The organism is Pelagicoccus sp. SDUM812003, from assembly GCF_031127815.1.
Taxonomy (GTDB): Bacteria; Verrucomicrobiota; Verrucomicrobiia; order Opitutales; family Opitutaceae; genus Pelagicoccus.
Map to the genome: position 1 here is coordinate 274,592 of NZ_JARXHY010000002.1, position 12,732 is coordinate 287,323.

Here is a 12,732-nt window from a genome sequence, read left to right on the forward strand (position 1 = left end):
TCTGGGCTTTCCGAACGATGCAGTTTCCCACCTGGACCCACGACCTCGACCCTTTCATCTATCAGTTTTCCGAAAGCTGGGGAATTCGCTGGTATGGACTGGCTTACGTCCTAGGATTTCTCACCGGCATCTGGCTGCTCCATATCTATTACAAAAAGGGGCTTTCGCCCTTCGACAGCAAGCAGCAGAGCGACCTGTTTTTCGCCATCGTAATCGGGGTCATCGTCGGCGGCCGTCTCGGCTACTTCCTGTTCTACTCCCGCGAAACGCTGCTCAGCGATCCGATGAGCTTCTTCCGCTTCAACGAAGGCGGCATGGCCAGCCATGGCGGCTTCGTCGGCGTGATCATCGCAGCCTGGATCATGGCCCGCCGCTTCAAGGAGTCCTTCCTCAAGGTAGGCGACATTCTGGCCACCCTGGCTCCTCCCGGCCTGCTCTTCGGTCGCGTCGCCAACTTCATCAACGGGGAGCTCTGGGGCAAGCACACCGACGGCTCCTGGGGCGTCATCTTCCCCGAAGCCAAGGACCCCTTCCCGCGACATCCCTCTCAGCTCTACGAAGCGGGCCTCGAGGGACTGGTCCTGCTGGTCTACACCCAAATGCGCATCTGGACCAGTCCTGTGCTCAAGACGCATCCAGGGCAGATTGGCGGCGAGTTTCTTCTCGGTTACTCCATCGTGCGCATCATCGGAGAGCAGTTTCGCGAACCCGACGCCCACATCGGTCTAGACTTCGGCTTCATCAATCGCGGGGCCCTGCTCTCGATCTTCACCGCTCTCGCTGGCATCGCCATCATCATCTGGGCCAGAAAACACCCAGCAGACGCTCGAAAGAGATCGGCCTAGAAAATCCAGACCCGTGCGGCTACGTTCAGAATCGCGCACACGATCAAGGCCGCGGCGACATCGTCCGCCACCACGCCAAAGCCGCCATGGTAGCGCTGCAGCTTCTTGATGCCAAGCGGCTTGAGAATGTCGAAGAAGCGAAAGAGCAGAAAGCCCGCTAGGATGACGATCCAGGACTGGCTCTGCCCCATGTGGGCATGCAATCCCAGAAAGCAGATCGGCATGGCCACGAACTCGTCCAGTATCACCTCGCCCGGATCGACCTTCTTGAGACGTTTCTCCGCTTCGCCACAAATGCCGATGGCGAAATAGGTGCCCGCGGCCAGGAGCAAAGCCGCCGCGAAGTCGCTCAGGTGCACGGTGATGGTGGCGAAAAACACCAGCCCCATCAGCGAGCCCCAGGTGCCCGGGGCCTTCAAGGAGCCAAGGCTGCCGATCGTGGCCAGTTTCACCACCACATGGTTCGGCCAATAGCGCGGCCATCTCGGGTTCTTTATCATAGTCGCTGGGGTTGCTAGGCTTTGAAGACCAGGTCGCCGTACTTCCGGAAGTATTTAGCGCCTGAATACAGAGTCATCGCTACGCACAGCCAGAAGGTCACTCGACCGATCCAATAGACCCAGACCGAAATCTCCTGAGCGTAGGGAACGCCCCATGCCGCCAAATCGTCGCTGAAGGCTACCGCCAGTAGAAAGCCGCCAACCGCGATGATCTGGGTAACGGTCTTCTGCTTGCCAGCGCTCTCCGCCGCCATGACCACTCCCTTGGTCGCAGCGACAAGCCGCAACCCAGTGATCATGAACTCGCGCCCGAGAATCAGCAGGACCAGGAAGATGTGGGCCAGGCCCTGCTCCACCAGAGCGATCATCAGCCCGAGCATGAGGATCTTGTCCGTCAAGGCGTCCATCAAGATGCCGAAATTCGAAACCAGATTGAGCTTGCGGGCATAGAAGCCATCCAGCCAGTCGGTGATGCCCGCGGCCACGAAAAGCACGAAGGCCAAGGAGGCGGCGCCTGGGAAGCTCTCGCGCATGAGCCACACGATGAGGAACATCATCGGGATACGCGACAGGGTGAGCAGATTGGGCAAGTTCATCGGCCGCACTCAAAGCCCTCCCTTCCCCAAAGTAAAGCGTTTGGAGCAGTCCAGGCCCGCTTTCGAGAGGTGCCCCGTCGAGCGCATCGACACCGTCATCGCCCACGGACGGGACGCTCGGATAATTACGCCATTGCCATCGACGCTGCGCGCTATCTATTTGCCTTTTACACGCTTATGAGGATCTGCATCTATCCCGGGACTTTCGATCCCATCACCAACGGTCATCTCGACGTGCTCAAGCGAGCGTGCCGCATGTTTGACAAGGTCATCGTCGCCATAGCCGACAATCCCAACAAGCGCCCCTTTTTTTCGGTCGAGGAGCGACTCGCCCTGCTGAACGAAAACGTGGCTCAGATCCCCAACGCCTCCACCGCAGTATTCACCGGCATGCTGGTGGATTTCGCTAAGGAGCAAGGAGCCGTGGCCATCATCCGTGGGCTCAGGGCCGTTTCCGACTTCGAATACGAGTTTCAGATGTCCCTGATGAATCGCCACCTGGCGCCTGAAATCGAAACCATCCTCGTCATGACCAAGGAAGGCTACAACTACACCAGCTCCAGCTTGATCAAGCAGGTCGCGGAATTCGGGGCGGACGTTTCGCATTTCGTCCCGCCAAGCGTGAACGCCGCCCTACGAAAACGTTTTCCAAAACGCTGACCGATCCGATCCCTCCCAACCACCGCCATGCAATTCCAGTTCGCCACCGCCACTTCCATCCACTTCGGAGCTGGAATCGCCAAATCCATCGCCAGCCTGCTACCCGACGAGCTCGGTCAGATCTTCGTGATCACCGGAGCATCGCCGTTTCGCAATCGGGCGATCCTCGATTTGCTGGAACGAAACGGCTATCCGCTGGAGCTCTACTCCGTTTCCGGCGAGCCCACGCTCGACTCGGTAAACGCGGCCACCGAAGCGGCTCGCAAGTCGGATGCCCAGGCGATCATCGCCATCGGCGGAGGCAGCGTGATCGATACCGGCAAAGCCGTAGCAGCCTTGCTGCCAAACCGCGGCAACTTGCTCGACTATCTGGAAGGCGTGGGAAAAGGCAGGGCCCTCACCTTGCCTTCTCTCCCCTTCATGGCCGTGCCGACCACTGCTGGAACCGGGTCGGAAGTCACCAAGAACAGTGTGATTGGCGTTCCAGAAGCGGGCGTGAAAGTAAGCCTGCGCAGCGATTTCATGCTTCCGCGCTGGGCCGTCGTGGACCCGGAGCTCACCTACGGGCTCAGCGGCGAGGTCGCCGCATACACTGGCATGGACGCTCTGATCCAGTGCCTGGAGGCCTACCTCTCCCGCTTTTCCAATCCTCTGACCGACGGCATCGCTCGGGAAGGACTGCGCCGGGCAGCCCGCTCCCTTCGCTCAGCTTGCAGTTCATCGCTCGACGCCGACGCCAAGAGCGACCTCTGCATGGCCAGCCTTTGCGGCGGCATCGCCCTCGCCAACGCCAAGTTGGGGTCGGTACACGGATTCGCCGGCCCGTTAGGCGGCATGATTCCCGCGCCGCATGGCGCTATTTGCGCCAGTCTGCTAACCGAGTGCTTCAAGGCCAATATGAACGCTCTCGCCACCCGCGAGCCGCGAAACCCGAGCCTCGAAAAAATGCGCGATCTCGCTACCCTCATCACCGGCAACCCGGAAGCGAAAGCCTCCTACGCCTTGGCTTGGTTCGACGCCCTCTTCAACGAGCTGCCCCTGAAGCGACTAGGAAAGCTCGGCTTGACCGCGGATCGCATCTCCGAAGCGGCACGCAAAGCCGGCAGCTCCAGCAGCATGAAGGGGAACCCTATCGAGCTTTCACGCTTCGAGCTGGAAGAGATCCTGGAAAACGCGCTCTAGCCGACCGCCGCTAGCCAGCAAGCCCCGAAGACGGGCGCATCCCCACCCGTCAAACCTCCTGACGGGAGACCTCCATACCCATACAGCTGGGGTATATTCCTACACCTGTAGGGTTTCTATTTTACATCAGAATCACCCTAGCTCTACCGACCTCATGTTCAACGAAGGGAGAAAGTATTACGTTTGTAATAGTTTTAACCAAATCCTTCGCATTTTTGAGGTATTCATGTCGGCAATCTAGGGTCTAATTCCCTTCTTCTTTTCCGTTTCTCTTAATCCCCTATGGATAATTTTTCCCTTAAGGAGACTTCATATTGTGACGATACAGGGTCTTAACCTTCCTGAAGTGAGGTTTTCACCTTCCATATAACACCCCAAATTTCCCGTTTTCACGTAGGATTCTACCCAAGCAGCCAGCTATCCCAATGTCCCCCTTTCGATCCTTTCTGCCGGTCCAACATGCCGGTGAAACAACAGGAAAATAGATAAAAAATCGTTACCAAATCCCTACTACTACTAACATCATGAAGAACCTTAAGAAACTACTTGCCGGCATCGCTGGCGTCGCAACCGCAACTGCCGCCTTCGGTGGCGCCAACGAAAGCGCCAGCCTCTCCGCTACGATCGATGCGGGCGCCCTGGAAATCGTCGCTTCCTCCCTTTCCGGCACCTACTCGCCAGTCGGAGGCGCCGTCACCATCACCGGAGCCGAGCAAGCGGACGCCCTCGTTTTCAACATCGACGGAATCACCGTAGACGACCTCGACGGAAACGGATCCGGTTGGGTGCTCTCCGCCACGCCGGCCGCCAATCTGACTGACGGATCGAACAACCTTCCCCTCGGTACGACCGCTGGCTTCAACAATCCTTCGGACTCCGGAAACACCACCATCGACAGCGCCAACCAGATCACCTACGGCAGTGGAACGGGCATCGAGGGCTACACCGTCGACTACGATGTCGCCTACACCGTTCCTGCTTACACGGATGCTGGTTCATACACAGGTGTCGTCGCTTTCGCGATCACTTCCCTCTAAGCGCCCGTCGCACTGAATGCCCCCTTTTCGAAAGTCACTGGTTTGCTTCATCAGCGCTGCTTGCTCGTCGACCCTCCAATCCGGATCGGTCGAGGAGGCCACGCTCCAGGTCACGGTCAATCCTGGGGTGTTGGAAATAGCGCCCTCATCGGTCAACGGTCCGTTCACGCCAACTAGTGGTGCAGTCAGCGTGACGAGCGCCGATCAAGCCGACGCAGTGACTTTCCAGATCCCCGACATTCTAGTCAACGATCTGAACGGAGATGGCCTGGGGTGGCGCCTAACCGCCGCCCCGGGCAATCTTAGCAACGGTTCCCTCACCCTCCCAATCGGCACTATCGCCGGCTTCCAAAACCCAAGCGACCTGTCGGGCACCTCGATAGAAGACCCCAACGCAGTGGTCTTCAGCTCCGGTTCCGGCATCGCGAACTTCACCATCGACTATCACATCTCCTACGACGTTCCGGCCTACGCCGAGGTAGGCGAATACTCAGGAGCCATCGTTTTCACCATCGTCGCAGAATGAACTGCTCCCCACACAGTTCTCTCGAAAAACAGCCATCGCCCCATCGTCACACTCTAAGAACAGCCGCGCTCTTGGCTTTGGCCGTTCTATGGCTGCCGATTTCCGGGCTGGCAGCCATCAACCTTCGCACCGATCGGAGCTTCTCCCTTCCCAGCATCGAAGTCAGGTCGACTCCCCAAAGCGTCTACTCCGGCGACCTGACGCTCGACCTCATAAACAACAACGACAGCGCCGGCTGGATTCTCACCGGAGAAGTGGACACCGGACACCTCATCGGATCAAGCAGTGGCGAACGGATTCCCGCCACCCTCGCCTTCAAATCCATCACTTGGGTCAAGGGTGGAAACGGAAACGCCGCAGGCATCACCATTTCGCCGAACGGTTCCACCATCGAAGCGGATCCGGGATTCGGCCTTGGCCAATACACCATCGTATTCGAAATCCGCTACGACGTGCCCGCCTACCCCAGAGCAGACAGCTATCAAGGAGTATCCACATTCATAATACAATAGACCTTCACCCGTCCCACGCAACCAATCGACCTATGAAACGACTCGCCTTAACCTCCCTCCTAGCGATCCTTGTCTCCAGTTTCGCCCACGCCTTCAGCGTCAGCCCCATGGTCGCTGACTTCGATCCCAACGCCCCTAGATCCCAGCAAGTTTTCGTACTAACCAACGCCAGCGACCAGGAGAAGCCGGTGGAAATCACCGTCGCCAAACCCTTGCTCGATGAAAACGGCGTCGAGACCATGGACATCGGAAATGGCGAGGACGAGTTTCTCATCATCCCGCAGCAATTCGTACTCCCTCCTAACGCCCGGCGCTCGGTCAAGGTCATCTACGTCGGCGATCCTCGCGAGACCGAAGACACCTATCGCATCGTTTTCAAGGAACTGCCAGTCGATCTCGCCCAGGACGAAGTCCTGCCCGAAGGCGAAAGCTCCTTCAGCATGCGCATCGTCATGCAGTACAATACACGAATCTGGCTCACTCCATCCGGACTGGAAGACGAGCTCGCGATCACCCGCTTCGACAAGTATGAGATGCCAAGTCCCGATTCCGTCTCCCTCCCAGACGAACGTAACGAAAACGCCACTACGGATTCCCAAACCATTCCCATGCTGCGCTTCACCGTCGCCAACACCGGCCCGGCCCATGGATACATTCGGTATCCGAAAATCAGCTTGGTGACGAAGGCGGGAAACCGATACGAGCTCGACAAGGAGGACCTGCAGTACGTGGCCGGACAAGTCGTCATGAAAGAGAGCCAGAAGGAATTCAAGATACGTTGGCAGGACGATTTTCCTGACATCGTCGACATCGAACGCATCGACCTCGTCACGAAAAAGCGGTGAGCAGGCGGCCAATAGTCCGAGCTATCGCGACGATCGCTCTGGCTTTGGCTCTCGGCATCACTAGCGAAGGGGCTTCTCTGGAAGAGGACGACAACGCCCTCTCCTTCCCGTTCGAAATCGAGATAAACGGGAAAAGCCACGGCGAAGTCGTTGCCCGAACCACCGCCACTCTAGACATCGTCGAACTGCAGGGAAGCGACCTTCGCGAGCTCGTGGTCGACTTCGTCTCCCTCGACTTCCTGCCTCTCATCGAATCGTTGCCAGACGATTTCACCTCCCTTGAAACGCTTAGAGAGCTCGGACTCGAAATCCATCTCGATCTCGAGCGACTTGTCATTGCTCTTCAAATACAGGAAAGAACGAAAAACGCAGACACCGGTCCTCGCAGCATACAGCTCGGCTACCAACGCCAGATCAACTACGATGGTCACGAGCCCCAGGCGCGCTTCAGCGGCTACGCCAACTTGCGCTTCAGATCGCAACGCTCGCAGAGGGACGGACTCGATGGCGAGCTCGAACACTCGCTGGGCATCGACCACGTGCTCAACCTGAGCGGCTACGCCCTCGAAGGGGAAAGCCTATGGAACGAGCAGGACGGGTTCTCACTGCGCGACCTGCGTCTGGTGCGCGATTTCCCAAACAAGCTGCTTCGCCTGAGCGTGGGAGATATCTCCACGCCCATCAACGACCTGCAGCGCGGCTTCCAGCTCGTCGGGGCAAGCCTATCGAAGGAGTTCGGCATTCAGCCCTATCGCACCTTCACTCCGACGAGCTCAGCGAGCTTTCGCCTCGAAGAAAGCGCCACTGTGAACGTGAAGGTAAATGGCAGGCTGGCTCGCACGCTGCAGCTGGATGCTGGCGACTACAGCATCGAGGAGTTCAAACTCGCTGCGGGGCCCAATACCATGGAACTGGAGATCCAAACCGACTCAGGGCTCCACGATTCGCTGAACGTGAGCGAGTTCGGAGCGCTGCATCTGCTCGATTCCGGCGTATCCACCTATTCACTATCCATGGGCTTTCCTAGGGCTTCGGAATCCACGCCTGACGCGACACGACTCACAAGTGTCGACTGGTTCGAACGCTACATCGAAAAGGAGCCTCTCCTGAGCGGCTACTACAAGAAGGGGTTGAGCAACCAGTTCACCGGAACTATCGATTTTCAGGGTTCCGCCGACTGGAACCGTCTCGGCGTCGGGGTCTACACCGCCAGCGAACGGTTCGGATCACTCAACCTGAGTCTGAGCCATAATCGCGTTTCTCAATCGAAAGGGGCGATCTCCTCGCGGCTTACCTGGAATCGTGACCTGTTTGGATACGGCATATCGCTTTCCTCTTTGTATTCAGGCATAGGATACTCTCAGTTTCAGAGCGACCAGCAAGCGAGCGAGCGGGACCTTCGCAGCACACACTCCCTGACGATTTCAAAGCTCTTTCGGGAAAAGCTGAACGCCTCGATCAGCTACCTGCAGCAAACGCGTCACGACGGATCGCGTCGTCAGACCACTACCGCTCGCATCGGCAGGCGATTCGGTCCGGTCTACGCTTCGCTGTCTCTTCGCTCCAATCGGGACGACCGCAGCGACGAGCACGGAGGCTTTCTCTCCCTGACCTGGAATCCAGCTCGAAAATGGCGGGCGCGGAGCCTGGCTCGGTATTCGAATGTGGAGACCGGAAATTCGCTTTCCACCTCGCTGGACTACTCGAACCGCCGAGCGAACAGCTACCTCAACGCTAGAATCAACGCCGAAAAAAGCGAAAGTGGCTTTGACTACGACGGGAGCATTACCTTCGAAAACGAGCGCTTCTCCGCAGCCTTCGCCCATACCGAAGTGTACGATACCATCGACGGTTTCGCGAACCAAGGCCGCTCCAGCTCGCTCACCATCCGCTCCGCAGTGGCGTTCGCGGATGGATCGATCGGATTCACTCGCAACATACGCGACAGTTTCGCGATCGTCGACAAGCACGCGGCATGGGGAGACGAGACGCTCGGCATCAATCCCAGCGTGAACGGCTTCGAACACTACAACAAAAGCCGTCTTTTCAGTCCTGTTCTCCCAAACCTGCGCGCCTACCGCGAAGACGTGGCCACCATCCAGACAGTAGACAGCGATCTTTTTCTCGAACGAAACGACTACTACTTCTTTCCCGGCTACCGGCGCGGCGTACGACTGGAATTGGGGGACGATGCGATCTACTCCCTGCGCAGCACCCTCACCTACAGCGATGGCGAACCGGTGAAATACAAAGCGATCCTTTTCGTACGCGAGGACGGAGAAAGCTTCAGCACCTTCACCAACGCGGTGGGACGGTTTCTGATGTCAGGCCTTACCACCGGTCGCTACCGCATCCAAGCTCCCAATACGGATGAAACCGCCATCGTAGAGATCCATGAAGGCGAAACCCTCTCCTTCGTGCCGTCCATCGCCCTCCAATAGGCCACCGTCTTTACCGCTACCAAGCCCACCGCAGCCGCGTTCATGCGAAACGCGCCCAAGCCTCCTCTCCGCGTCTAGCGCATTCCTTACGCCACTTCGAATCGCCCCTCGCTGACGCGATAGACTTTCCACGGCGAACCGCCATCCGCGCTTGGCAGCTCCGTTCCTGTCGCAATCAATTGGATACCCGAATCCAACGCCTCCCAGAAGCGTTTTTTCCGGTCAGGATCCAGCTCGCCTAGCACGTCGTCCACCAGCAGTACCGGACAGATCCCGATGCGCTGGCGCCAGTAGGCGATGATGGCGAATGCGAGTGACAACGCGATGCTACGTTGCTGACCATCGGATGCGAAATCCGCCGCCGCCCGCTCGTTCAGGGTGAGCTCGAAATCGTCGCGATGCGGACCTTTGCTGGTGCTTTGCAGGATCTGGTCACGCTTCAGGTTTCTAGCCAACAACTCCCGGTAGCCTTCCGCGTCTTTCGGTTGCACGTTGGCTCGGTAGCCCATTCCGATCGCTTCGCTAGAACCCGACAGACGTTCGTAGAAGTCGAGAGCGAGCTCCCCGAGCTCCTCGATGGCCTTCTCTCGCTTTCGAATGACCTCCAAGGCCGGCTCGATCAATTCGCGTTCGAAGGGACCGAGCAAGCTGGCGTCAGCCCCGCGCTTTAGCAAGGCGTTGCGTTCTTGGATACACTTCTGGTAGCGCTGCAGAGCCACGTAATATCCGCGATCGATGCCGCATAAAAACGTATCGATAAAACGGCGACGCCCGCCCGGCGAGCCACGCACGATGCTCAGATCTTCCGAGGAAAGCACTACGGTAGGAAACCGTCCCACAAAATCGGATGCTCTGCGGATCGCCTCCCCGTCGAGAACCACTTCCTTGCCCTTTTTCTTGATTCGCAATTGGGCGTGGCACTCGCCAAGCTCCTCGTGTTCCAGCTCGTAGGCGATTTCCGATTGAGCGCTCTTCGGCCCGATCAACGTCTCGTTTTCCCGAGCTCGAAAGGCCCGCAGCGAGGTCACGTAGCCGAGAGATTCCAGGAGGTTCGTTTTCCCCTGTCCGTTCTTGCCCACCAGAAAGACCCGGTCCGCGGAGAGATCCAGTCGAGCCATCTCGATGTTCCGATAGTTGGATACGCCTGCCGCTTTGATTCGCATGCTCGATCTCGACTCGCTCCAGCAAGCCGCTTAGTAGCCCTTGGCCTCGTCGCCTCCCAATGGGGCCGATTCGCGAGCGTTGGGATCAAGCAAGTCCGCTCGATAGTACTTGTGGGCCTGCACGCCCGCGCGAAACGGAGCCGCTCGCTCCTTGACGCAGCGAGTGATCGATTCCAGCACCGCGGGGTTGTCCCGTTGCGACCATTCGGGATGCAGCCACACGGGGCGCTGAGCATCGAGGTGAGGACCGAGCTGCTGTATCCACTTTTCGATAGAGGCTTCGTTTTCCACGATGAGCTTCAATTCGGAAGCCGCGGCGAGATTCACCTCCAGCGGCAGCTTTTGCCATTTGGGGCTGAGGGTGATCCAATCGAAGGCGCCGCGAATCTCGAAGCTTCCGCTGGTCTCCAAGTGGCGCGGCAACCCTGCCTCCGCCAAGGCTTCGCACAGCGCCGTCAAATCGTGAATCGTCGGCTCGCCGCCGGTCACCACCACGAACTCGGCACCGCTGGCCTTGGCCTGTTGAGCGAGCTCCTCGGCCCCGACGCGAGCTACGTTTTTCGGAATGTAGTCGGGATGCCAGGTCCCTGCGGAATCGCACCAGGGACAATGCACTGGGCAGCCGAACAATCGGATGAAAAACGCCGAGCGTCCGAGGTGAGCTCCCTCTCCTTGCCAGGAGTGGAAGCATTCGTGGATCGGAAGATTCGCTCCGCTCGTCGCCATTTTACAATTACAGAAAAAACGCGCGACCGTCCGCTAGTCGCGCTCCGGCGTGTAAGTGGCGCGGTTGAAGCGATCCTCCACCACTTCGACCGATAGAAGGAACGCCCGACCTTCGCTCAGCTCGCGCACGATCGGGTCCACTTTCTCGTAGAGATGGCGGGCCATGCCTTCGCTGGAACATTGGTCCACGATGTACGCTTGATAAACCTGCACGCCGCTGCGTTGGTTGATGGCGAGGATATCCTCCAGCAACGGGTCGTCGCGGTTGAAGACGCACGCGTGGTCGAGGTTTTCCTCGATCCAGTTCCTCACCGGCTTGAGTTTTCCGAAGTCCACCACGAAACCGCATTCGTCCAGCTTTTCGCAGCCGAAGGTGAAGGTGAAGGTCCAGTTATGACCATGGATCTGGGCGCAATGCCCGTCGTGCAAATGCTGCCGATGGGCAAAGGGAATGTCCGGGTAGGTCTTTTGGCAGGTGAACATCGTTTCGATATGGGGGTTCGCTTTTAGAGTTTCCAGCCTGATTTCACCAGATCCGCAATCCGCGGCGCCGTTTCCGAATAGGCCGTCGGATCCTCCAAGCCGGCCAGATAAAAGGCTTCGCGCCGCTCCACGCAGGTGCCGCAGCGCCCGCAATGCAGCTCGCCGCCCTTGTAGCAGGACCAGGTTTTCTCCAAGGGAGCCCCGAGTTGGTGGCCGAGCGCCGCGATCTCGGCCTTGTTGCTGGAAACGAACGGGCGATAGAGAAAAACCTTGCTCCAGTCGCAAAGCTGGATGGCTGCGTCGAGAGCGTCGGCAAACTCTTCGCGGCAGTCCGGATAGATGGCGTGGTCGCCGCCGTGGGCCGCGTAAGCGACCGCTTCGGCCTGCTTGCTGATGGCCCATGCGGTGGCGATGGAGAGCAGCACCATGTTTCGGTTCGGCACCACGGTGGATTTCATTTGCTCCTCCGCGTAGTGGCCTTCCGGCACGTCCTCGGAGCTGTTGGTCAGGCTGCTTTTGCCAAACAACGGCCCGATGCCGCGCATATCCGCCACCTGATGCTCGATGCCTAGCGATCGGCACACCTCGGCTGCCACCTGCAGCTCTTTGCGGTGCTTTTGCCCGTAGTCGACACTCAAGGCGCCTTTCACCGCAACGCCTCGATCCAACATGTGGTAGAGCATGACCGTCGAATCCATTCCTCCGGAATAAACGGCTACCGCGCTGCGTGGCTCTCTCTTCGCTTCCAAGCTCATCGCCGCTCGACCTAGGGCGCCTCTTGACGCAACTCAACCTCAAAAGAGCGCCTTGAATCGCCATGCCGCGCCGCCTCCATATCCAGCAGCGACTTGCCACGGAGCCGCGAAGCTCCTTGCATGCGTCGATCTAGAGAAACTCATGCCATCGCGCGGACGACATCAAAGCACCTCCAAGGAAACGCTCCAGGCCATCAAGAAGATCGAAGCCATGGATGGGGTGGTCGGCGTGATCATCGGTCGCTCCTACGGCGGGAAATCGCTCGGAAAATCCGGACGCACCGGCGCGGTCAAAATCCAGCGACAACAGCCGGGTGGCCTCAAGGCTGTTTCCCAGACCGCGAAAGGTCTGCAGGAAATCTTCATTCGCACCGAGGCCGGGCGCGAGGCGGAGGTCCAATCGGCCATCGAAAAGCTGCGCTGAGCCATATCAGCGAACGGTTTATTAGCATTTGCTGGAA

Annotated in this window: 15 protein-coding genes; 9 read left to right on the top strand and 6 right to left on the bottom strand. The window is 58.5% G+C overall.

Annotation, left to right across the window (positions count from 1 at the left end; translation table 11 throughout):
• Positions 1-17 precede the first annotated feature (17 nt).
• Positions 18-845, top strand: coding sequence for a prolipoprotein diacylglyceryl transferase (lgt, locus tag QEH54_RS03370; RefSeq protein WP_309017210.1), 828 nt, complete (start codon positions 18-20; stop codon positions 843-845).
• Here the strand turns inward: lgt and QEH54_RS03375 are convergent.
• Both QEH54_RS03375 and pgsA read right to left on the bottom strand, forming a co-directional pair.
• Positions 842-1,345 (bottom strand): phosphatidylglycerophosphatase A, encoded by a 504-nt coding sequence (locus QEH54_RS03375; protein WP_309017211.1) that lies wholly within the window; start codon positions 1,343-1,345, stop codon positions 842-844. The two genes, lgt and QEH54_RS03375, sit on opposite strands and share 4 nt — an antisense overlap.
• A gap of 14 nt (positions 1,346-1,359) precedes the next feature.
• The gene (gene pgsA / locus QEH54_RS03380; protein WP_309017212.1) at positions 1,360-1,941 is read right to left on the bottom strand and encodes a CDP-diacylglycerol--glycerol-3-phosphate 3-phosphatidyltransferase; all 582 of its coding nucleotides are present in this window, start codon (positions 1,939-1,941) and stop codon (positions 1,360-1,362) included.
• Between the two features lie 177 nt (positions 1,942-2,118).
• On the opposite strand from pgsA, the gene coaD reads away from it, so the two are divergent.
• The 7 genes from coaD (at position 2,119) to QEH54_RS03415 (ending at position 9,144) form a co-directional block, all read left to right on the top strand.
• Positions 2,119-2,601 carry a pantetheine-phosphate adenylyltransferase gene (gene coaD / locus QEH54_RS03385; RefSeq protein WP_309017213.1) on the top strand — a complete coding sequence of 161 codons (483 nt, stop codon included), beginning with the start codon at positions 2,119-2,121 and terminating at the stop codon, positions 2,599-2,601.
• Positions 2,602-2,628: 27 nt separating this feature from the next.
• On the top strand, positions 2,629-3,783 hold the full coding sequence (locus QEH54_RS03390; protein WP_309017214.1) for an iron-containing alcohol dehydrogenase: 1,155 nt from the start codon (positions 2,629-2,631) through the stop codon (positions 3,781-3,783).
• Positions 3,784-4,307: 524 nt separating this feature from the next.
• Complete coding sequence (locus QEH54_RS03395; protein ID WP_309017215.1) at positions 4,308-4,820, top strand: hypothetical protein; 513 nt, start codon at positions 4,308-4,310, stop codon at positions 4,818-4,820.
• Positions 4,821-4,836: 16 nt separating this feature from the next.
• Complete coding sequence (locus tag QEH54_RS03400; RefSeq protein ID WP_309017216.1) at positions 4,837-5,346, top strand: hypothetical protein; 510 nt, start codon at positions 4,837-4,839, stop codon at positions 5,344-5,346.
• Between the two features lie 71 nt (positions 5,347-5,417).
• A complete protein-coding gene (locus QEH54_RS03405) occupies positions 5,418-5,858 on the top strand; it encodes a hypothetical protein (RefSeq protein ID WP_309017217.1) in 441 nt (146 codons plus the stop codon).
• A gap of 32 nt (positions 5,859-5,890) precedes the next feature.
• Entirely contained in the window at positions 5,891-6,703 is an 813-nt protein-coding gene (locus QEH54_RS03410) for a fimbria/pilus periplasmic chaperone (RefSeq protein ID WP_309017218.1), read from the top strand.
• Entirely contained in the window at positions 6,700-9,144 is a 2,445-nt protein-coding gene (locus QEH54_RS03415) for a fimbria/pilus outer membrane usher protein (protein WP_309017219.1), read from the top strand. Before QEH54_RS03410 ends, QEH54_RS03415 begins: the two co-directional genes overlap by 4 nt.
• Before the next feature lie 86 nt (positions 9,145-9,230).
• Here the strand turns inward: QEH54_RS03415 and recF are convergent, their stop codons facing one another.
• The 4 genes from recF to queC are packed head-to-tail and all read right to left on the bottom strand — an operon-like array spanning position 9,231 to position 12,271.
• Positions 9,231-10,307, bottom strand: coding sequence for a DNA replication and repair protein RecF (gene recF / locus QEH54_RS03420; RefSeq protein WP_309017220.1), 1,077 nt, complete (start codon positions 10,305-10,307; stop codon positions 9,231-9,233).
• A 30-nt stretch (positions 10,308-10,337) separates the two neighbouring features.
• Positions 10,338-11,033, bottom strand: a complete 696-nt coding sequence (locus tag QEH54_RS03425) for a 7-carboxy-7-deazaguanine synthase QueE (protein WP_309017221.1) — start codon at positions 11,031-11,033, stop codon at positions 10,338-10,340.
• A gap of 33 nt (positions 11,034-11,066) precedes the next feature.
• Positions 11,067-11,516, bottom strand: a complete 450-nt coding sequence (locus QEH54_RS03430; RefSeq protein WP_309017222.1) for a 6-carboxytetrahydropterin synthase — start codon at positions 11,514-11,516, stop codon at positions 11,067-11,069.
• 23 nt (positions 11,517-11,539) lie between these two features.
• Complete coding sequence (queC, locus tag QEH54_RS03435) at positions 11,540-12,271, bottom strand: 7-cyano-7-deazaguanine synthase QueC (protein WP_309017223.1); 732 nt, start codon at positions 12,269-12,271, stop codon at positions 11,540-11,542.
• Positions 12,272-12,413: 142 nt separating this feature from the next.
• On the opposite strand from queC, the gene QEH54_RS03440 reads away from it, so the two are divergent.
• Positions 12,414-12,695 (top strand): DUF2103 domain-containing protein, encoded by a 282-nt coding sequence (locus QEH54_RS03440; RefSeq protein WP_309017224.1) that lies wholly within the window; start codon positions 12,414-12,416, stop codon positions 12,693-12,695.
• The last annotated feature ends 37 nt before the right edge of the window (positions 12,696-12,732 follow it).